General features: G+C 38.8%; 12 protein-coding genes. 3 read left to right on the forward strand and 9 right to left on the reverse strand.

From position 1 onward, the window contains the following. Positions 1-31 precede the first annotated feature (31 nt). From ACSZOX_RS16430 to ACSZOX_RS16470, 9 genes are all read right to left on the reverse strand, one after another. A complete protein-coding gene (locus tag ACSZOX_RS16430; protein ID WP_437921222.1) occupies positions 32-2,497 on the reverse strand; it encodes a glycoside hydrolase family 95 protein in 2,466 nt (821 codons plus the stop codon). Positions 2,498-2,541: 44 nt separating this feature from the next. Then, the gene (locus tag ACSZOX_RS16435) at positions 2,542-6,585 is read right to left on the reverse strand and encodes a hybrid sensor histidine kinase/response regulator transcription factor (protein ID WP_437921223.1); all 4,044 of its coding nucleotides are present in this window, start codon (positions 6,583-6,585) and stop codon (positions 2,542-2,544) included. Positions 6,586-6,952: 367 nt separating this feature from the next. Continuing rightward, positions 6,953-9,739 carry a M16 family metallopeptidase gene (locus ACSZOX_RS16440; protein ID WP_437921224.1) on the reverse strand — a complete coding sequence of 929 codons (2,787 nt, stop codon included), beginning with the start codon at positions 9,737-9,739 and terminating at the stop codon, positions 6,953-6,955. Positions 9,740-9,914: 175 nt separating this feature from the next. Next, positions 9,915-12,200: a Gldg family protein gene (locus tag ACSZOX_RS16445; RefSeq protein WP_437921225.1), complete on the reverse strand. Its 2,286-nt coding sequence runs from the start codon at positions 12,198-12,200 to the stop codon at positions 9,915-9,917. Further along, complete coding sequence (locus tag ACSZOX_RS16450) at positions 12,197-13,135, reverse strand: ABC transporter ATP-binding protein (RefSeq protein WP_437921226.1); 939 nt, start codon at positions 13,133-13,135, stop codon at positions 12,197-12,199. The genes ACSZOX_RS16445 and ACSZOX_RS16450 overlap by 4 nt, the downstream gene beginning before the upstream one ends. 72 nt (positions 13,136-13,207) lie before the next feature. Then, complete coding sequence (locus tag ACSZOX_RS16455) at positions 13,208-14,602, reverse strand: RagB/SusD family nutrient uptake outer membrane protein (RefSeq protein WP_437921227.1); 1,395 nt, start codon at positions 14,600-14,602, stop codon at positions 13,208-13,210. 11 nt (positions 14,603-14,613) lie between these two features. After that, positions 14,614-17,916, reverse strand: coding sequence for a SusC/RagA family TonB-linked outer membrane protein (locus ACSZOX_RS16460; protein ID WP_437921228.1), 3,303 nt, complete (start codon positions 17,914-17,916; stop codon positions 14,614-14,616). Positions 17,917-18,159: 243 nt separating this feature from the next. After that, positions 18,160-19,158 carry a FecR family protein gene (locus ACSZOX_RS16465; RefSeq protein WP_437921229.1) on the reverse strand — a complete coding sequence of 333 codons (999 nt, stop codon included), beginning with the start codon at positions 19,156-19,158 and terminating at the stop codon, positions 18,160-18,162. Positions 19,159-19,277: 119 nt separating this feature from the next. Then, complete coding sequence (locus ACSZOX_RS16470; protein ID WP_437921230.1) at positions 19,278-19,910, reverse strand: RNA polymerase sigma factor; 633 nt, start codon at positions 19,908-19,910, stop codon at positions 19,278-19,280. Positions 19,911-20,064: 154 nt separating this feature from the next. On the opposite strand from ACSZOX_RS16470, the gene ACSZOX_RS16475 reads away from it, so the two are divergent. The 3 genes from ACSZOX_RS16475 to ACSZOX_RS16485 all read left to right on the forward strand — a co-directional run bounded on the left by ACSZOX_RS16475 (position 20,065) and on the right by ACSZOX_RS16485 (position 22,933). After that, the gene (locus tag ACSZOX_RS16475; protein ID WP_437921231.1) at positions 20,065-21,333 is read left to right on the forward strand and encodes an NAD(P)-binding domain-containing protein; all 1,269 of its coding nucleotides are present in this window, start codon (positions 20,065-20,067) and stop codon (positions 21,331-21,333) included. A 117-nt stretch (positions 21,334-21,450) separates the two neighbouring features. After that, positions 21,451-21,969, forward strand: coding sequence for an RNA polymerase sigma factor (locus tag ACSZOX_RS16480; RefSeq protein WP_437921232.1), 519 nt, complete (start codon positions 21,451-21,453; stop codon positions 21,967-21,969). Positions 21,970-22,084: 115 nt separating this feature from the next. Further along, positions 22,085-22,933: a FecR family protein gene (locus ACSZOX_RS16485; protein ID WP_437921233.1), complete on the forward strand. Its 849-nt coding sequence runs from the start codon at positions 22,085-22,087 to the stop codon at positions 22,931-22,933. Positions 22,934-22,964 lie beyond the last annotated feature (31 nt).

Consider the following 22,964-nt stretch of genomic DNA (forward strand, 5'->3'; position numbering starts at 1 on the left):
TAATTAATCTTACTGTCTCTTACCGGCTTGTTTACTTTCTCCTAATCGAATATGTAGCACCTTTATCCGTGGAAAAACTATAGACGAAATAGTTTCCCTCTTGTGTTTCCGTACTTTTCACGCCGCTAATAACCACGGGAACAGAGGTTCTTAATTTACAATCACTCCCCATTCGCGATGTTAAAGAGGCTTCCTTAAGTACGCCTTGCGCCCATGCTATATCGAGTAGAAAATTTCCTCGAGCAACAAGCCCCGTAACTTTACCGCTATTCCAAGCTGTAGGTAAAGCTGGAAGTAAATGGATTTCGTCGAGGTGACTCTGCATCAACATCTCCATAAATCCTGCCGTTGCTCCAAAATTTCCATCAATTTGAAACGGTGGGTGTGCGTCGAAAAAATTCGGATAGGTTCCGCCTGCCCCTTGTTGATTAGGCTCGCAATAACGTAAAATCTCACGAATCATCTTATAAGCGTGATCACCATCGAGCAACCGAGCTGCAAAATTTATTTTCCAACCTTTACTCCACCCCGTACCTTCATCTCCCCTAAGTTCAAATGTCTTTTCGGCTGCTTTTGCTAACGCTGGTGTACGTAACGGAGAGATGTCGTTACCAGGATGAAGCCCAAAAAGGTGAGACAGGTGTCTATGCTGTGGATCAACTTCTTCATAATCCTCCATCCATTCTAAGAGTTGTCCCTTGGCTCCAATACCATAAGGCCATAGCTTCGCCTGTTTTACTTCTAATAACTTCCGGAATCGATCGTCGATCTGAAGTATTTTAGATGCCTCAATAACATGCTTAAAGAGATCTCGGATAATGGCGATATCCATAGTAGTTCCTTCGGAAACAGTAACCTGTTTTCCTTTATACCAAAAAAGGTTTTCTGGTGTGGTGGATGGCGAAGTAATCAGTTTCCCATCTCTTTCGATCAACCAATCTACGCAGAACAAGGCAGCCTCCTTCATAATGGGATAGGCTTCATTTTTTAAATAATCTAAATCCCTGGTGTAAGCATAGTGTTCCCACAGATGCTGTGATAACCAAGCGCCTCCCATGTACCAATTTGCCCAAGAGGGATCTCCATCACCTAAATTACCTACAGCATTACTCAGTCCCCAGATATCCGTATTATGGTGGGCAACCCATCCACGAGTTTTATAATATTCTTGGGCAGTTTTACGACCTGTGCTGGAAAGATTTTTTACAAAATTTAATAGTGGCTGATGTAATTCCGAAAGATTTCCGGGCTCAGCTGGCCAATAATTCATTTGCGTATTGATATTAATCGTATAATTTGAGCTCCAGGGTGCTCGAAATTCTTTATTCCATATTCCCTGTAAATTTGCCGGAGCCTCTGAACTTCGTGATGAGGAGATCAGTAAATAACGACCATACTGGAAGAAAAATTCTTCTAATTCGGCATCTTGGTTTCCGTAAGAATAAAGTTTTAATCGAAAGTCTGAGGGAAGATTCTTTAAAACAGGGTTCTGCCCCCCTTCATCTAATGCTAACGTAACCCTATTGAAAAATGATTGAAAATCTGCAACATGATCTGCAAAAAGCATCGGATAAGTTTTACCTGCTATAGCATCAATGTAACTGTGGGCAATTTTCTTCTCGTCTTTGCCATTCTTATCGGGGCATTTGTCAAAACCATTAAAGCTAGTTGCTGCTGTGAGATAAAGCATGACTTCCGTAGCTCCTTCCACATGAATTCCCTCTTCATCGACAATAATGTTGCCATCCTTAGATTCGGCTTTAACTAAACTCTGCACGCGCATTCCGTTGCAACCGGTAACATCTTCCCATTCGACGGGATTACGTCCCTCTTTATTATAATAGGAAGGGTCTACACGTGCTGGAGCTTTGGAATCCATAACAAAAATAGCATTTCCTTCAACCGAAAACTTAGGCCGGAGCATGCTACTGAGTTTTATATCAAGTTTTAACTGTTCTTTCTTCTCGGAACTTAAACGAATTACCAATGCCTTATCTTTTCCGGAAACAAACATTTCGCGCGTAAACACATTCCCGTCTTGCTCAAAACGAACCTTGGCAACAGCATGTGCTATATCAAGATCCCGATAGTAGGATGTTACCTTTCCTTTCGACGGGAATAATTGCTTGATATGTAGATCACCTAATGGAAGAAAACTTTCCGTATAATGTCCCTGCATCTTTTTCGTAAGTTCCTTGGCTAACTCATAATCTTTGTTTTGCAAAGCTGTGCGAACCTGCTTCAAATAAGAATACGCTTGAGGGTTAACATTATCTTTTCTAGGACCTCCAGACCAAAGTGTGGATTCATTTAGCTGAATAAGCTCATCTTCCACTCCCCCAAAGATCATGGCTCCTAACTCGCCGTTACCCAACGGGAGTGCCTCAACCCACTCTTTGGCAGGTTTATCGTACCAAAGAGTATTGTTCGTTTGCCCATATCCCTTGGATAATGAAACACATAACAAAAAGTAAATTACAAAAAATCTCAATTTCATCGGTTTTATTTGCTTAGTCGTTAATTTTTCCACATTTAATCAATCTATGTTGAGGTTTTCTTTATGTAAGCTGTCGGTGATACACCAAATTGCTCTTTGAAACATTGTCGAAAATAAGTGATGCTACTGATACCAATTCGCGAAGAAACTTCTGCCACGGTGTAGTCCCCCGTACGTAAAAGTTCAGCTGCATAGTTAAACCGCACCAATCGAATAAATTCATTTGGTGTTTTATCCGATAAACCTTTTATTTTTCGGTATAAAGTAGAGTGGCTCATACTCATCTTCTCTGCAATAAATACCACGTCAATCTTATCCATTGCAATACTTTTTTCGATAATGGACTGGACTTTCTTTAAGAACTCGTGATCAATTTGCTGGAGGGGAGCCGCTGCATCTAGTTCCTTACTGGGCACATTTTCTTTCCCAAAAAGCTCTGCTAGCCTATTGCGAGAACGCAACAAATTTTCGATTCGACTTCTTAGTAAGCCAATACTGAACGGCTTTGTCAGATAAGAGTCTACACCGATATTGTATCCCTCTTGTCGATACTGTACTCCGTCTTTAGCTGTCAAAAGAATCAACGGTATATGACTACTGCGAATATCTGCCTTAAGTGCTTTGGCCATTTCAAAGCCGTCTAGTTCGGGCATCATAACATCACTCACGATGATATCTGGAATATAAGTGAATGCCTTCTCCAATCCCTCTCTACCATTATTTGCCGTAAAAACAATATTAGTGTCAGATAACGCTGCCACAATATAATCGACAATGTCATAGTCATCTTCAACAACGAGCACAATAGGTCGAGCATCATTATGCAAATCTTCCTGTATTATGCTTTCTCCGCTCGGTAATTCTGCCGCTGCGTGAATTGCTTCAGGGTAAGTATTTGCCATATCCAGTTGAACACGAAAAGAAGAACCCTTTTTTTCGACACTTTCGACACTGATCTGTGCTTTATGTAAAGAAACAAGTCCCTTTACTAACGCTAGTCCTATTCCTGTTCCCGACACATATCTTGTGCTTTCTACTTGATAATATCTATCAAAAATCCGTTCTAAATCTGCCTTCGCAATCCCTTTTCCTGTATCACGTACTTCGATTTCTATATATTCTTTCTCTTGATCCTTGATCTGTCGAATGCATAAAACAACTTTACCTTTCGCTGTGTACTTAAATGCATTGGAAAGTAAATTTTCGAGGATAGTTGTAAGCACCTGCTCATCAAAATATAAAACAGCCTCGTTCGTTTCCTGAATAACCTCAAATGACAATGCCGTATTCGTACTGTAAGTTTTATATTTAGCGGCTATATCTTGAATGACCTGTAGGAGATTTCCTCTTTTAACAAATAACTGTTTGCTGTCGCTTTCTGTTTTTTGGAATTCTAAAATCTGACTAACGAGCGTCATCAGTCTCGTCGCACTTTTATGCACGACCGCAATTTTTGCTCGTACATTTGTAGAAATATCGTTGGTCTGCTGAATATCCTCCAATGGGCCTAAAATCAGTGTAAGAGGAGTTCTGAGTTCGTGCGTAATATTTGTAAAAAAACGAATACGCTCATCATGCAGTTCCATTTCTTGTTTACTATTCACGTTCGCCAACAAGAGTGAATTTTCGAGATCTAACTTCCTTTTATAGAATTTTACAATGGCGAATATAAGCAGTCCAATCATAAGTATATAGAACGCTTTCGCCCACCAACTCAACCAAAAAGGCGGCCTAATTTCAATGTCTAACGAGGCTATATCTTTTCCCCAATCTTGGTTTACTACCCTTGTTCGTACCAAAAACTTATATTTACCATGTGGTATATTTCGAAACGTAACTTCACTGTCTTCCGAGGGGTGCCAAGCATTGTCCAAGCCCTGAAGCATATACGTATACTCTACAAGTGGGCTGAGCGAATAATCCTGAATATGGAAAGAGACACTAAAGGTGTTCTGATCATGTTTTAATGTTGTATTGCCATCAATACCGACATCAATAAATGAGTCAGCGACCGAACTGGAAGATTGAAGTGCACGAACACCTGTTATAAGTGTTTTTGAAAGCTCCGTATTCAAGGGTATAGATAGCGGATCAAAACTATATACGCCATTTTGTGATCCAAAATATATAAGGCCATCCGTTGTCGTTGTTACGGAACCACTCATAAAATCCCCGGGCAAAATTCCATACCGTTGATCATAATGGTAAAAAATTTCTTTTTTTCTATCGAATCGGCTTATACCATTTATTGTACTTATCCAAATATTGCCCTGCTGGTCTTCGGCAATGGCTCTAACATCTTGTGAGATTAATCCGTTCTTCTCACCAAAGACCGTATAGGTCTCGCGATTACGAAAACAGGCCAATCCTTCTGCCGTAGCTACCCAAATCATTCCAGTTCTATCTCGATAAATATGGTTTACACGATTAGAAGGGAAACCGTTGTCTTCATTATACCGCGATAGTACATTCATTTTCTCGTCAAGAACGCCTATCCCCTGACCAAAAAAACCTAACCACAATTGATTTTCTTTATCTTGAGAAATTGCACGAATCAGATCCAATTCATAAGAACTATTGCCATATCTTCCCTTTGTAAACAATTCGCCCTTACGTTCGACCTTATCATATCGATAGAGACCTAATGTACTACCAATCCATACCTTACCGTCAGCTGCTTGAAAGATTGCCCTGATATCGTTTTTCTTATCGCCAATCACAAAATTCAACAGCGATGAACTTTGGGAATTAAAAACATGAAGGCCGCCTTGAAAAGTACCAAACCATAAATTGTTATCCCGGTCACACATCGCAGCTAAGATGGCATTATCATTCAATTTTCCAGATGCCTGATTTAAAACAGCTCTTCTTTTTCCATTGGAAAAAATATCTATTCCGCCACCGTCTGTACCTATCCATATTGAATTCGCATGATCACTGGTTATCCCCCAGGCCACTTTATTACTCAACACATCCGTCTTACTTTGTATGGACGAGTAGCGCCAGTTATCAAAAAGAACCTTCCGATGGGAAAGAAAATTAATCCCCCCTCCATACGTACCCAACCAAATATTACCAAACGAATCTTCAAAAATACTGCGCACGGAAGAATTGGATAAACCGCGATTTTCATCACTATAAGTTATATTTTCAATTGCGATGTCTGTGATATCCGATATGAAAGGGCGGTTAATGTCCAATATGCTCAACCCTCCATTTTCTGTTGCTACAGCAACCCTCCCATCGTTCAATTGAGCAATATCGTGAACGGTATTAGACAGTAGAGATCTTTCGCGGCCAACAACATGTCTAAATACCAGAAAATTATTGTTTTGCGGATCATAAAGTGCCAAACCATTGTCTGTACCAAGCCATACATTGTTATTTTTATCAACATAGACTCGCTTTACTGAATTACCTGGTAAACTTTTGCTATCAGATGGATTATTTTTAAATTTTTTAACTTGTCCCGTTCTTAAGGAAAGAACGGTCAATCCAGAATCCACATGCCCTATAAACAGTTGACCTTTATTATCCTCTCGTGCCGACCATACACGATCACTACTGATTTTGGGATATGTCCTTTTGTTATATTGCTTAAACTTTTTTGTAGATTTATCAAAACACTTCACTCCCGTTGAAAAAGTAGCGATCCAGAGCCCTCCATTTTTTGCTCCACTGATGTCAGTTACATCATTAGATCCTAAATTGGATTCGCTATTAGTTTCTTTGCCATAACGTACGATATTACCAGTTCTGTACGATAAAGCATTTAGTCCCTGCCGCTGTGTGCCTATCCAAAGAATATCATCATTTGGATCTGCATATATACTATTGAGTTCGTTCGCACTTATGCTTTTTTGTCCTTCGCCTTTTTTATAGACAACAAATCTATTGCCATCAAACCGATTCAATCCTGATTCGGTTGCAAACCAAAGAAAACCCTGACGATCGCGCTCAATACCTACGACATAATTACTGGAAAGACCGTCTTCAACCCCCAAACGAGATACCTTATGTTCTTGAGCTTGTACAAAAACAGGAAACATCGTTAAAAACAAAATACCTATGAAAATAGATCTTAACATGGGATAGCTTGGGTTTATACTCTTAGCAAAGCCAAAATTAGTAATTAAAAGAACCTACAAAAATCGAAACATCCGATCTCCTAAAGATTGACCGATTAATGGTCGACATTTGACAAATATGTATTCGTTAACGTGATGTCACAATCGTTTACGATATACAAAAAAACATAAATTCGAACTATTTATAAGAATAATATTAAATATCACACAGAAAACAAGCATAAATAATTGCGTAAAAATTCAAACTAGATTAAAAAAACAACAAGCACCACAAGCTATACTAACTAAAAAAGGCTGCTCCGAGCGGAGCAGCCTTCACTACTAACTAAACAAAATACCATGGGTTGGTATATAGATTTTTATCTCATTATTTTTGTGGACGAAGTGTCACTATAATTTCATTGTCTAGATTCAAGAATTTTGAAAGTTTCTTGTTAACATCAGTCAATTTTAAATTCCTCAACGTTTCCTGGTAGAAAGCAAACGAATCTAAAGGCTCGTTTTTATCCAATTGCCCTTTAAGATAGCTTAGTAGAAACTGATTAGATTTTGCTTGCAATTCGTAATCCCGTTGCTCTTCAGCAACAAATTTACTTAGCTCGTCTGTTGTCAATCCCTCCTTACGCAGTTTCGAAAGCTCTTCTCTAACCGCCGCAATAAGATCCTCTTCTCTAGCTGGATCACAATCGAACGAAATAACCAAGGCGTAAAATCCTAACGGCTGCTTGGCCTTCGTAATTTGTACAGAAGGAGAATAAACACCCCCTTCTTGCTTCCGTAATCTTTCTGTCAGACGGAAGGTTACCGCGGTTTTAAGTGCATCTAAAGAAATATTGTTCTTGTCGTTATATGTATATTCAGCACTGTAAACCAATTGTACAGTCCCTTTGTCGCCTTCCCCCTGGATTAGATCCTTACGAATTTTTCCTTTAGGCACACGAATTTTCAAGTCCTTTGCCTGCTCTCTTGTCGAACTTGCAGGAAGCGAGCCTAAATAGCGTTCCGTCAACAGTTGCAAAGAGTCCAAATCAAAACTTCCGACAAAAATAAATGTAAAATCTGCTGCATTGGAAAATCGCTCTTGAAAAACTGTTTTGATTCGATCTCTATTAATCAGATCCAAGGTCTGCATAGAACTAGGTTGTCTACGGAAATGGTAGCCTCCAAGTACGTTCCCAACGGTATCCGCAAATGCGCGTTTGGGATCATCAACACGGTTTCGCATTGCTGTTTTCGAGCGATCCATAATCACTTCAAAACGCGCTGTATCCATCCTCGAATTGGTCATATAAAGATGCAATAGCCCCAATCCACTTTCTAAATCCTTACTTATACTTGCACCACTAATTCCTTCTTCGCGCTCGCCAATGTAAGGCATAACTTGTACGCCTTTTGCGTTGAGAAACTGGCTAAGCTGATTTGCGTTCAGCATTCCTATTCCACTGTTGACAATAAATGCAGGAGCATTCATTACTGAGTAATAGTCCGAATCCGCATAAAGAGAGCTTCCTCCGGGACTAAATGCCGTAAAAAGAATTTCATCATTTTTGTTGGTAGTTGGCTTAGCATATACTTGTACACCATTACTTAGTGTCCATTTGGTAATACCAAACTTCGCAATCGTGCTTTCGCTTAACACCTTACCTCCTACGGGTAAAGTTTCAAAAAGAGAAACATCTTTTCTATCTTGTACATAAGGTGCAATATTTTCTTTTGTGACAGCATCTACCCAGCTAAAAACTTCGGTACGACTAGGTAATTTTTGTCCCTCTTTGTCTGCTCCAGTGACAAGAAAAATCTGATCTTTTTCTTTCAGAAAGTCATTGAGGTATTTTTGAATCTCACCAAGTGTGATGGAGTCAAGGAACTTGCGAGTCAAAGCGATCTTATCATTTACAGTCAAAAAGTGATCTCCATGCAGAAAATATTGAAGATAATCTTCAACAAGATTTAGGGAAGTTATTTTGTCTTTTTCTTTCAACTGCATATCTAACCGGGAATTAAACCGTGCAATAACATCCGTCAATTCTTCTGTAGTGAATCCGAAACGCTGTATGCGCTGTAGTTCAGTCCAAGCAGCCTTAAAACCAGTTTCCCATCTTTCAGGTGACAGAGCAATACGTACATTAAGCATCTCCAAATCGGCTAAGAAGCCACCAGAAGAAACTTGCATACCGATATAAGGAGTACTGCTTTTCCGAGAAATTTCCTGTAAACGCCCTGCAATTAAGTTGTTGAACAATTGCTGAACCAGTTCGTCTCTAAACTGTTCTTCGTTGATAAGAGGATTCTTTCGCCGCTTTATCAAATACTCTATCTGATATTGCGACAACTCTTTGTCCTTTGCTTGAATAAACCGAACAGAATCAAGCAAAGGAATTTCGTACGAAAGACGAGCTGGTGCATCATTGGCTTTTTTCAAGTCACCAAAAATAGTCTCTACCTGACGTTCTACTTCTTCTACTTGAATATCGCCAACAATAATTAAAGCCTGCAGATCGGGGCGATACCATTTCTTATAGAAATCGCGAAGCACTTGTATGTCTGCATGTGCAATAACCTGCTCTAGTCCGATCGGTAAACGATCTGCATAGCGGGATCCGTTATATAAACCGGACATATATTGTTCACGCAAACGTCCAGCTGCATTTTGCTGTAGTCTTTTTTCTTCTAAAATAACCCCACGTTCTTTTTCGAATTCCGCTTTATCCAATAAGGCTTCAGCAGCCCAATCGCGCATGATTTGCAGCCCGTTTTTCCAAAGAACCGGATCATCGGTGGGGATAGGAAGTTGGTAGACTGTCTCATCAAAAGAAGTGTAGGCATTAAGGTCAGCTCCAAATTTTACACCTGCCTTTTCCAAATAATCTATTAATTCATTTTTCGGAAAATGCGTGGTGCCTTTGAAATTCATATGCTCAATAAAATGCGCCAAACCACGTTCACTCTCCTCTTCCAATATAGACCCCACTTTGTTCGCTAAATAAAGTACAGCACGATTTTCTGGGGACTTGTTTTCTTTGATAAAATAGCGAAAACCATTGGGCAACTCGCCCATCCGGACAGATGCATCTAGTTCAAGCTGCTGTGCAGTGCCGGTACCCATCTGGGCTAATCCCAGAAGGATTCCTGCGACTAAAAATTTGAATTTCATGTGTTAATTATTATTTATAAGTACTAGATTCCTATGGAATAAATGAGCTCGTTTCACTCGGTTTGTTCTTTAATGACCATATGGAATATTATTCGTGTTACTTTTGTTTTCACTGGCACTCATGCTACTTCGTAATCATGTGTGTTTGTGTTTTGTCTAACATGAATATTTCATATTATCTTCTTTTTCTTCTTACTAATAAAGTGATAACCGCCCCCGCAATGGTTAGTGGTAATACCAATAACCAACCCCATTTGATGTAATTCAACTCCGTAGCAGTCACGTTTCCAGTATCAATGGACTCTGGTCGATTGGTGTCTATAGGAAACTCGTTGTGACTAAACCAGCGAAATAAATCTGTCATAACCGAAAAATTTGCCGTACGAGGTGATTGGCGCACTAACTCGGCGTTATTCATAAAATCGGCATCAGCGGCCACGATGATCCGTTGTTCTTTTTCATTTACCTTCCGCGTTAAGGCCAAAGCTAAAGGAAAGGATTTCTTGTCTTCGTTTTCTCTTACGTCGACAAGTTCTTTCGTTCGATCGATCGTCAAATCACTTTGTTTCCATGTATTAGCAGCCTGAGTAACAAGCAACGGTTTAGCCTTAAAAGGCGAATCCTGCAAAATCGATAGTGCACCTGCAGATGGCATCGATACGAAAACACTATCTCCTTTTAGGAAGTTGCTTTCTCCAACAGTAGCTAACCAGTTGCTCTTTGATACGTTCGCCAATACAAAATTTTGCTCGTAATTTGTACTTTGCTGCACAAGCAATCCATCTTCAAATTGCACTTTCAACAATTGTAAAATAGGGCCGACATTCGCTTTATTTTCTGGTTCGGCCAGAACCATTAGATTTTTACCGCTGGCGATATAATCTTTTAAACTACGTAATTCATTTTCTTCGAAGGCTGACATCGGATCGGCAATGATCAAAATATCAATATTTTCATCTACAGCTTGTTTATGAAGATCTACACTTTCAACATCAAAACCTTGATTGACTAATGCATATCGAAAGGCTATTTCCGTCGTTGCGACTTGGTAATCCCGATCTCCTGTGCGCTGAATACTACGCTCATTATGTCCAGTCACAAATCCTACTCGTGGTGATTCAACCAGCAATCGCTTAAATGCGGCAGACATTTCTTTTTCGTTGGGGTGTCTAAAAAGATCATCGTAGACTCGAAGATTCACAGTTTTATCTTTGTATGTTAGTGTCCTTACAAAACGATTTCTTTCAGGCTTTAGATCGATACGTTTTTGAATTTCGGTCGGCGTTAGAAACATCGAGAAAGGCAGCTTATTAATTTTAGCCATTTTCTGCGCTATCTGCTCATCATTTAATCCCGGATTTTCTTTATATAATCGCTCGTTTACACTATGATCCCAATAGTATACATAATCCATTTTCAAATACGGCATATAACGGAAATACATGTCAAAATGTTTCTTATCACTGTTGTGACTTGATGGTAAGCCTGAAAAATAATTTTCATCCAACAAATTGACATAGGTCGTGATATGTACTGGCTCTTCAAATTGTTTAATTATCTTTTGACTGCTTTCTGTGAGGGTACGGCTGTTATTAGCAGTCATATCTTTATAGCCTATAAATTGTGGTAACGAACTAAAATAGCCTACAAGCAACATAATAGCGATGAAAGTCACATAACGGGCTGCCTTATTGAAGGCTGTTAATGTTTGTCGCTCAAATTGCAATTTCAAAAAAGTGAGACCCAAGAAAAGAACGATCACAATAAAGAAATACAATATATCACTACTGGTCAGCAGTCCATTGATAGATTCTTCTACGCGCCCTGAAATGGACAGAAAATAAGTGATATCCCTTACAAATTCGATATCCTGCCACAGTCCACCTATAAAATTTAAAGCGGCCAAAACCACCAATGTGCTTATTGCCGCGACCACTTGATAGGTAGTCAAACTTGACATGAATAAGCCAATAGCTGCATAGGCACAGATTAAAAGGTACAATCCTATTATACCAGATAGAATTAAGGTAAACTCTGCATCTTTAACCGTAAAGAGTGTTAATAGCCCCAATCCCAAAAGCACAGATATAAGAATGAAACAATAGGCCATCATGGCGAAATATTTTCCTAAAATAATTTCGCTGACTTTTATTGGAGAAGAATATAAAAGTTTAATAGATCCACTATTGGTTTCGCGACTGATTAAGCCCATTGTTAATAGCGGAATATATAAATACAGGTACTCCTGCATTTGTGGAAATAAGGACCTAAATCCCGAGAATATACGGCTGGTAGCTCCTGCCATCCCTTGTCCCATTTCCTGTGCTTGGTAAATTCGCTCTAAAGTGGCATGATATTGCCATCCCGATTGAACAATAAGGACGATAAGAACAATCCAAGCGACTGGTGAATAAAATAGTTGACTTAACTCTATCTTGGCTATACGTAAGGTAGTTTTCATGAATTTTTGTTAGGCGTTTTATTAGATAATTGCGCAAAAATCTGATCCAGCGAACTTTTCTCTAAGGTGAGCTCTCTCAATCTCCAACCAGCATCTACACTGGCTTCAATTAATTTTTCACTGATGTTGGTTGCATCTGTGAAACGAATGCGAAACTGTTTAGCTGAAAGAACTTCGACCTCGTTTACACCGGGAATCAATTTTAGGACTTCAGGTAGTGGCGGGTTGACCATAGTCATCAATAGACTATCAGGCTCAATGTAGTTATTGAAAGCATCCATGCTATCTTCAAATACCATAAGACCGTTTTCAATCATTTTGACATGTTCGCAGGTTGCCTGTACTTCGGAGAGAATATGCGATGAAAAAATAACAGACTTTTCTTCGCCAATTTCCTTGATCAATTTCCTTACTTCTAAAATCTGATTGGGATCCAATCCATTTGTGGGTTCATCCAATACAACCAATTTAGGTTCGTGGATAATTGCCTGTGCAATCCCCACACGTTGTTTATAGCCTCCTGATAAGTTTGAAATTAATCGATTGCGAAAATGAGAAACGCCACATTTTGCCATCGCTTTATCAACAGATTGCTCAATTTCTTTTTTTGGAATCAAGCGTAAATGTGCACATTGGGTCAAATACTCATGTACCGTAAGATCCAGATAAAGTGGTGCATTTTGGGGAAGGAAACCGATTAGTTTTTTCGCTTCTATAGGATTTTTACGCATATCATAGCCTCCGATATTTACGTCCCCTTTCACCTGATTCAAGACACCACACATAATGTTCATTGTCGTCGATTTACCGGCTCCGTTGGATCCTAAGAGCCCTAGTACGCCGTATTCTTTAATTTCAAAATCGATATCCTGTATTGCCCATGACGATCCATAGCGATGCCATAGATGGGATATCTTTACAATTGTATTTTCCATTTAATAAGTTATTAATCCATGGGGAAATGGCTTAGCACTTCCCCATATCTTTTTATGAATAATATCTAATGCTTATCTGTAACCCTCGTTCTGCGTTAGATTTGGATTCGTATCACGAGCGCTTTGTGGTATAGGATAAAGCTTTGCAAATGCTTGCCAGGTAGACGGTCGTAACACTGACATAACTGCATCAGCAACCCCAGTTCTTTTAATAGTATACCACCGGTTCCCCTGCTCGCAGAATAATTCTGTTTGACGTTCTTTTAGAATTGCAGCCGCAATATCTGTTCCCGTTGGTACATCATCCAATCCAGCCCGACGTCGAATAATATTCACATCTTCGCGTGCCCCTTCTACATTGTTTGTGCGGAAACGAGCCTCAGCTCTTATTAGATATTGCTCAGCTAAGCGTAATATCATAGGAACTTCCACTCGGCCGGAGGCTGTAGCTGTTGCTTGATCTTTATTTTGAAACTTAAAGGGTATTTGATATAAAACACTATTTACGGTCCGTTCAGCGACCCAGACTTCCCTACGGGTATCTCCCGTCTCAAATGAAGCTAATTGAGAAGCAGTCAGAACATAATTTGGAATACTTGTTTCATAATAAGGAATAAAGCTAGATCCCTCTGTCGTATAGCCATTGTTCGCATTTAATGCTGGCCCCAATTGTAAAATTGCCTCGGTGGAATTTCGTAAGAAAACGTTCTTGAGCTGCTCCTTTGGGACTAAAGAATACCTATTTGTTTGCGCAATTACAGCATCTGCATTGGCAGCAGCTTGCGTATAATTACCTATATGCAAGTATATTCTAGCTAGTAATGCTTGTACCGATGCACGATTAACCTGCATACGATTTGTGCCACTATATTCCTCGGCAACTAACGTTTTAGCCTCTTCTAGATCTGACACAAGCTGTGCATAAATATCTGAAACAGGTGTTCTAGATTGAAGTCCTGTAATATTGGCGTCGGTAATCAATACCAATGGAACCTCACCGAACATATTGATAAGATGAAAATAGCAGTAAGCCCGCATGGTTAGTGCTTCCCCTCGCATCTGCTGTGCTAGCGTTATCGATAATGCCGAATTATCCTGTACACCAGACAAAACACTGTTAAAGCGATAAATACTCGCATAGATATCTGTCCAGATAGTGGGTAGTGCAGTCGTAGTAACCGGGTCATATGTATTGCTCATTACATCCCCGAATTGTGCAGCAGAATTATACCGTACTTCATCTGCGGCCATACCGTTAAAACTGGTCAACGTGAACGCAAATGTGCTGTTGGAACTTAGTTGACTATAGGCTCCTGACAATGCCATTTTTGCTGCTTCGGGCGAACTAAAAACCACAGCAGAAGGACGTTCATTCAGAGGGTTATCGATTTTCAAAAGGCTTTCACAGCTAGACAAACTCCCTGCTAGCAATAAAATGGGTACTATTTGTTGTATGTTGAATTTCATGCTTAATGTCTTTAAAATGTTAATTGTACAGAACCTACGATAGTACGAAGTGGAGGTAAAGACAAGCCCTGTGATTCTGGATCAAATCCAAGATAATCGGTTATGGTAAATAGGTTGTGTCCTTGGATTTGTAAACGCAGATTCTTAAGTTTTAGGCGTTCTATAAATTGACCACGTACATCATAAGACAGACTTACATTCTTTAATCGAATAAAAGAAGCATCCACCAAAGTAGCATCAGATGCGACATAATTGGAAAAAGCAGTATAAGCATCGCCAAACACGGCCAACGCTTGTGGTTGGCTCTCTAAGCCTTGATTTAAATACTCCATTATAGGCTCTGCCGCATAATTCGTCATGTCATAACCGGGATTATAATAGGAACTTGCTAAAATCGATCTACCTTTTTGCTTAACAAATTGAAAAAGAAAATCAAGCGTCAAGTTTTTATACGATAACGTGTTTGATAATCCACCGTAGAACTTAGGTAAGTTTGTTCCTTTATAGGATCTATCACCTCTATCAATTTCAAATAATCCAGAACTGATTCTGCCGTCTCCGTTTAAATCTGCAAAGGAAGGAAGTCCAGTATCGGGATCGAAACCGAGATAATCATAAGTATAGTAACCCGACAATGGATTACCAACAATATACTGTGTGTAGTACGACGTTTTATCGATATTAGGAAATTCAGCCAGACGATTTCTATTGAAGGAAATATTAAAATCTGTTGTCCAACGGAAATCAGATTTTGTAATATTTTGGGAACTTGCTGTAAATTCCCAACCCTTATTCTCTACTATGGCAGGGAAGTTTGACTGAAAACTTGAAAATCCAGCTTGAGGACTTAAACTATAATTTATAAGTTGATTCCCCGAAAGATTTTTATAAAATGCAGCAGACAAAGACAAACGATCTTTCAAAATTGATAAATCGAATGCTACTTCAAATTTCCGCGTAGTCTCCCATTGGAAATTACTGTTCGCAAGTCTCGTTGGAACCATCCCTGCTATACCATTATATAAGTAAGAAACAGATTGGTAAGAATCAAAATACTGATAATCACCTATTTTATCATTACCAACCCATCCATAACTTGAGCGAAGTTTAGCGAAGCTAACTACTGGAATATATTTAAAAAACGATTCTTCAGATATAATCCATGCACCACCGAATGAACCAAAATTTCCGTATCGTTTATTTTTTGCAAAACGCGAGGAGCCATCTCTTCTAAAATTTACATTTGCAATATATTTGCCTGAAAAATTATAATTAGCACGAGCAAACAAAGAGGCATATTTATACTCGCTTGAATTTCTCGAATTAGAAACGGTTGCGGCCGATGCAATGTTTTCTAAGAAATCATCAGATGGAAAATCCCTAGCACTAGTATAAAAAGGTTGCTTTGAAAGCGTATGTTGCCATGTACCTCCAACCATAGTGCTTAACTTGCCTTTGCCCAAATCGGTGTTGTAGTTAATTTGAGGTTCAATCGTATAATTATTGTTCGAGATAAAAGCAAACTGGGAATTTGAAACACTTGAACTTAAACTTGGATCCATTGAAGAACGAGGAACCAAACGCTTTTGATCAGCATCGGCTCTTCCGTAACCTAGATTAGTTTTAAAAGATAGTCCTTTCCAAATTCTATAATCAAGATTCAAATTACCAATCAGATTCGACCCCTTGTTCTCTACAGTTTGATTTAACTGTCCTAAAGGATTATTAGGAACACCGAAAGTCAATCCACTCCAATATAAGCTGCCATCACTGTTGTATAAAGGATAATTCGGAGGGAGATTGTATGCTATTGCTGTTTGATCTAAAACGGATACATTATTTTTATCAGCTGTATATATCGCTGAAAACCCTATTGTAAAACGTTCGTTTAAGGTCTTGTGTTGCAAATTGAAATTTAAAGCGGTACGGTCGTATCCCTGATCGCCAACGAAGACGTTCCCTTCTTTATGATAAGTTCCACTCAACCTAAAATTGGTTCTTTGGTCACCTCCGCCAAGAGCAAGATTGGCATCCGTCGTCTTAGCCGTGTTTCCGATCAATAGTTTTTGAAAGTCTGTGTAAGCAGTCTGATCCCATTTAGTTAAATCAAAAGCATTTAGATTCTCTGGAGTATTCGTAGCTCTAAGTGCTATAGCGTTATCAAATGCTCTTCTACGCATAGCCAAATACTGTTCAGTATTTAATGTCTTTACGAAATTTGCCACCTTGGCTGCTCCTGTACGGAATAGAGCGTCAAACTGCGTCTTTCCGACTTTTCCTTTCTTTGTTGTAATCAACACGACTCCATTTGCCGCCCGAGAACCATATATTGCTGTTGCGTCTGCATCTTTTAGCACATCTATACTTTCAATATCCATCGGGTTGATAAGATTTAAAGGGCTCGCAGCGCCATTGGCTCCCACTAATCCTGTACCTACTGAAGAAGCTATTGCATCAGATGAAAAAGGAACGCCGTCTACAATGAACAAAGGAGCGTTTCTATTGATCGTTGTTCCTAAAGGAACCATAGAATTATTCCCTCGAATGCTGATAGACATTGGACTTCCGGGCAGACCATTCGCCTGATTAACATATACCCCAGCTACTCTCCCTTGAAGTGCATTCGCGACATTCGTAGTAGGTGTATTTTGAATATCTTTTGCAGAGACACCAGCAGAAGACCCCGTAGTGAATCTTTTCGTTGTGGTACCGTAACCTATAATCATTACCTCGTCCAAATTGGAGGGATCTTCTTCCAATAGAATGCGTAAATTTCCGTTACGCTGACTTTTCTGTGTTACGGTTTTATAACCTAAGTAGTGAAATTCCAACACATAACGATCGTCTATGATACCAATGTTAAAAAAACCTTGCTCATCCGTTTGTACTATGTTACTCGCATTACGCACAGTAACAGTTACACCAGCAAGCCCATTACCTTTTTCGTCTGTAACGATTCCCGATTGTACAAATCCATTCTGGTTAACAGGTATCGCAACTGTCGTAATCGAGCGGGTATTACTTGTCGTCCCTTTATGCTTTAACACAAAATATTGATTATCAATAAAACTATATTCTAGTTGGAAAGGTGCCAAAATTTGGGAAACCACAGACTCTAATGATCCGCTAAATGTACCATTTAAACGAGATGTTGACTTCGTATGGCTATCATTAAACACAAATCTTACAGCGGATTTGGTTTCAAGAATTTTTAATGCTTTTTCAAGTGACGTATTGTTAAGTTTTACGTTTACCTGTTCTTTCAGTGCCTGTCCGTAAGCAAACGGAATAAGTAAAAAGTAAAAGAAAATCATAAGGAGGCGATTGCTCCGGGTGAACGAAATGGAAGACTTGCTACGTCTACTTTTTATGTCTTCTTTTGAAGAAACATAGCTCCTCCATGTCAAATTTTTTTTATACATTTGAGTGGTTAATTTGATTGAGTAAATTAATTAGACCAAGATCTTTGCGGAGGTGTTGCGAGCATCTCCGCTTTCTTATGTCTATCTTTATTTGTTCATTTTTTATTGGTGTTAGTTAGTTATATCCTTAATACATCAAAAACAGCCTCCTCCTGTTAATTTAATAGTTGTATCGTCGATCTGAAAGTTTGCATTAATACTCAAACTTAGCAACTTTAACGAGGTCTCAAGCGACTGATCGGTTAAGTCTGCGGTTACTTTGCAAGATTTATATTCCCCTGTATAGCCTGAGAACTCCACGTTAAATTTTTTCTCAAAACGCTTCATAATCTCCTCTACAGGTGTCGAAACGAAATTCATATCATATTCTGTACCATCTGTCAGATTGATTACCGCTGTGACTGGAAGTTTGAGTTCCTCCTTTACAGGACTTTCCTTAGATGTGCGTAAACTTTCATTCGCTTCCACTAATACTTTCGCACTTCTCGTTCCTAAACCCATTTCTTTTTTGGAAACCTCAACGATCCCTGTTAATACAGCGAGATCCAATTGCCCATCCGCTTTACTTACTTTCAAATTGAAGCTAGTACCGAGTACCTTCATTTTATAATCGCCTGCATGTACAATAAATGGTCGTGTTTTATCCTTAGCAACTTCAAATAATGCCTCTCCATCCAGTTGAACTTCCCGTGTATGACCGGTAAAAGATTCGGGATAGCTGATCTTACTATCTCCTTTTAACCAAACAATAGTCTGATCAGATAATATAACCTTCGTCACATTCTTACCTGAACTCTTAGCAGTAAACATTTCCGTCGTCGATTGAAAATCATCCGAGAAATAATGCGTTGATAGGAAATACAACAAAAATAGCGCTGCAGCAGCAGAAATCGCTACCATCATTCTCCGGTATGGCAAATACATCGGCACAACGGCTTCAACCGGTTCTAATTGCATCTCTATACGAGAAAATAGACGATCTTTTAGCTCATCCTCGCTTTCTCCATACCATGACAATTGATCGGGAAGTTCTTCATCATACCAGTTATCGAGCACTTGTTGCTCGTCAACCGTGATCGTGTTTTCCTTCCGCTTGAGGATCAAAAATTTTATATTCTCAGGTATATTATTCATTTAATATGATCGTCTATATAATAAGAGTAAAAAAACAAGGATACTACGTACGCCAAAAAAAAATATTTTTATTTTTTTCACAGCATCTCTAAAAAATATGCAATCAAAGAGAATTTTAGTTATAAAAACAACAATATATTAAGTCTTTGGATGGCGTCCTTTAATTTTCGAACAGCTTTACTGAGTTGGGTCTCCACTGTTCTTGGCGAGATCTGGAGTTCATTGGCAATTTGCTTTGCCGTTAAACCATCTTCCCGACTCATCTGAAAAATTAATCGACATTTTTCAGGCAATCCCTGAATATGGAAATCAATTTGATCTTGCAGTTCCTTAAATTCCAATTGTTTCATCTGGCTTATATCGCTTGGAGCATCTAATCCGGATATTTCATCTAACTGAATATGATTTTTTTCTTTTAATCGATCAGCAATAAATCTAAAAACTTCATTTTTTAAAATTCTATAAAGATACGGCTTAAAATATCCTTTAAGATGAATAGATTGACGCCATTTCCAAATATTGACAAATACATTTTGGACCACTTCCTCTGCATCATCCTGATTTCCGAGTTTAAAAACTGCCTTTTTTACAAGATCAAGCCAATATCTATCATAAAGCACGGAAAAGGCTTTGCGATCGCCTATTTGTAACAGGCGAATAAGATCTTCATCTGATTTTTCCTCAAAAACGTGCAACACCTTATCGTTAAAAACGTAAATATATGGAATGTTTACACCTAAAAAAAGTATCACTAGAAAAGTAGTAGATCATATCCAGCAATTTAGTCGGATGAACTCGCAAAAACAACCGGATACTTTAAACGCTTTTCCGTAATTCTTAACTCATTTTTCGTTATCTGTATACTGTTTCTCACCATCATCTTTGTATTGAACAAAAAAATAAAAAATGAATCCTCACAAAATATACGATCTAATTATCATTGGTGCTGGACAAGCGGGATTGGCTTCAAGTTACTATGCTAAACATGCGGCATTATCTCATATCATTTTAGAAAAACACGAAATCGGTTCATCTTGGTCTCGCCAACGTTGGGATTCCTTCAAGATGAATACGCCCAATTGGATGACTACATTGCCAGGCCTACCTTTACTCGATGGCGAAAATATGTTTTTCATGAGTACGAATGAATTTCTGGACTACCTGGAAAACTATGTAAAAAAGTTCGATCTACCTGTTCGAACAGGTGTCAAGGTATTATCGGTTGAAAAAGAGAACAACTATTTCGTAGTCGAAACACGTAATGGTAGTACAGAAACAAAACTGTACAGCAGAACTGTTGTACTTGCTTCAGGATGTATGAATAAAATACAATATCCAAAAATAGCGGAGATTTTTCCAAACACATTGTATCAAGTTCATGCTGGAGAATATAAAAATCCGAATCAATTGCCAAAAGGCGCTGTCCTTGTAGTGGGTGCTGGTCAATCGGGATGTCAAATTGCTGAAGAGCTAGCTCTTTCAGGGAGAAAAGTCTACCTATGCTCCAGTAAGGTTCCTCGTGCGCCCAGAAGGTACAAGGGTCGCGATATTATGGATTGGATGAATCGTATGGGAGCAATGGACTGCAGTGTCGATCAACAAAAAGAAAGTTCCACAAGACAAATGACCCAACCTCAGACTTCTGGCCAGGGAGAACTAGGGCACACGGTGAGTTACCAATCGCTACATATAATTGGTGTCGAGATACTAGGAAGTTTGAAAGACATTAAAGAGAATATAGTTTTCTTTGAGGACAACAACAAAGAAAATATTGCCTTCGCCGATCAATCGTCTAAAGCATTAAAAAAAGGAATAGACACCTATCTTTTGCGACAGGGACACACTGAGTCGGATGAAGAATTTATCGATAAGGCCGATCTATCCGACGACTCTTTCTCTGCTGCAAGTAATAGAAAGGCTATCGATATGGTCTCATCATCAATTAAAAGTGTAGTCTGGGCGACTGGTTTTGGTGCGGATTTCAGCTATTTACCTACTGCATTGCTGAATGAAAAGGGAGTTCCTTTACAGGAAAAAGGAAAACTAGCCTTAGAAGGCATTTACTGCTTAGGTTTACCTTGGTTAACCAAGAAAAAATCTGGTCTTGTTTTTGGTGTACAAGAGGATGCTCAACGAATTATAGAATTCGTTGTTTCTTTTATTCGAAACAAATAAATATCGATCGAACGTGAAACCAAGTAGATTAGAATATTCTTATTGGCTTCACAATGAGTTAACATTCCTTATTTAGTTTTGTGATGCGCAATTAATACCGCATACTAAACTAGGAAAATGAACCATTCCGACCCAAAAATTGACCGTTTCAATACGATCTATAAAAGACATTGGAAAGACCTCTATCATTTCGCTTCAAAACGAGTGAACGATCACGCTGTTGCGGAAGATCTGCTACATGATGTTTTTTTAAATTTTCTCAAAACAGAAAAATATCTCGAGGACGATGAAAGAATAAAAAGCTTTTTATTTGCATCCCTTCGAAACCGCATAATTGATTACTATAGAAAAAACAAACTTAAATTAGAACTCGAAGAGGAAATTCCTACCTGGTATAGCCAGCATGAGCATAAAAGCATAGAGCTTACCTTAAAACGAGAATTTGAAGAATTTGTTGATCAACAAGTGATGCGTTTTCCAGAACAGATGCGCCGCGTAGTTTTACTAAATGCAAAAGAGGGACTAAACCACACAGAAATTGCGGAAAGATTAGTTATCTCAACAAAAACTGTAAAAAATCAACTTTCATTAGCCAATCAAAAACTAAAAATAGCACTCCAAAAGTTCCTAAAATAGTTTTTCAAGCTTCAATTCCCCCAACTTTGTTAAAAAAAAGTAAACGCTATATTTTTTAATTATTAAATCTAAAAAACCGTCGGGATAAGCCCTCCCCTTCTTCGTATTACCCTATATGAAGAAGACAAAAGAGGAAATGAATGAAGAGGATTTTTCCAGCAAACTTTATCAGCGCGTTTTACAGTCTTACGACGAGTATAACACACGAAAAAATCAACGAAGTAAAATCTGGCGTCTAGCAGCTGTATGGATCAGCGTCTTCCTCACTTCTGGTGCTGCTATATGGCAATGGGGTAAAATAAATCAATTCCCTTCAACCAGCGGAGACAATGCTCAAGTTTTTTACAGTGAAAATACGATAAAAAAAATCATCCTTCCCGATAGCTCCGTGGTTGTGCTCCAACAAAACAGTGCACTACATCTCGCAGGAAACTATAACAACGACAAGCGAGAGGTTTATTTGACCGGGAATGCCTTTTTTGAAGTTGCAAAAAGCAAAACAAAACCATTCATTGTTCATAGCAAACATCTAGAAACCGAAGTACTAGGGACACGATTTTTTATCAGTGCGATAGAGCCCGCCGATCGACATAGTGTTTTGTTAGAAGAGGGAAAAGTGGTTGTAAGACTGCAAGATGTAAACACAGAACATACACTTAAACCAAATGAAAAATTAACATATTCAGCATCCAAGAAAGAGGCGCAGGTCAAGCCAGCATACCATGTACACCTCAATATGGAAAATGGTTCGCTAGAACTTGATGGAGCTGATATCAGCATATTGCAACAGGTGCTTTTCGATTACTATGGAATAGAATTAATAGATACAAATACCCAATATAGCCAGGTACAATATAAGATGAAATTAAAAGCACAAATGAAAGCAACGGAGATAGCCAAGCTAATTGGCGCAATAGCAAACCGTCCAACAACAGTTCAACAAAACAAAATAAACATTAAATAAATAGAAATGTCGGTCTCTCGCCAAAGAATAC

It is taken from the genome of Sphingobacterium sp. LRF_L2, from assembly GCF_965644235.1.
GTDB lineage: Bacteria > Bacteroidota > Bacteroidia > Sphingobacteriales > Sphingobacteriaceae > Sphingobacterium.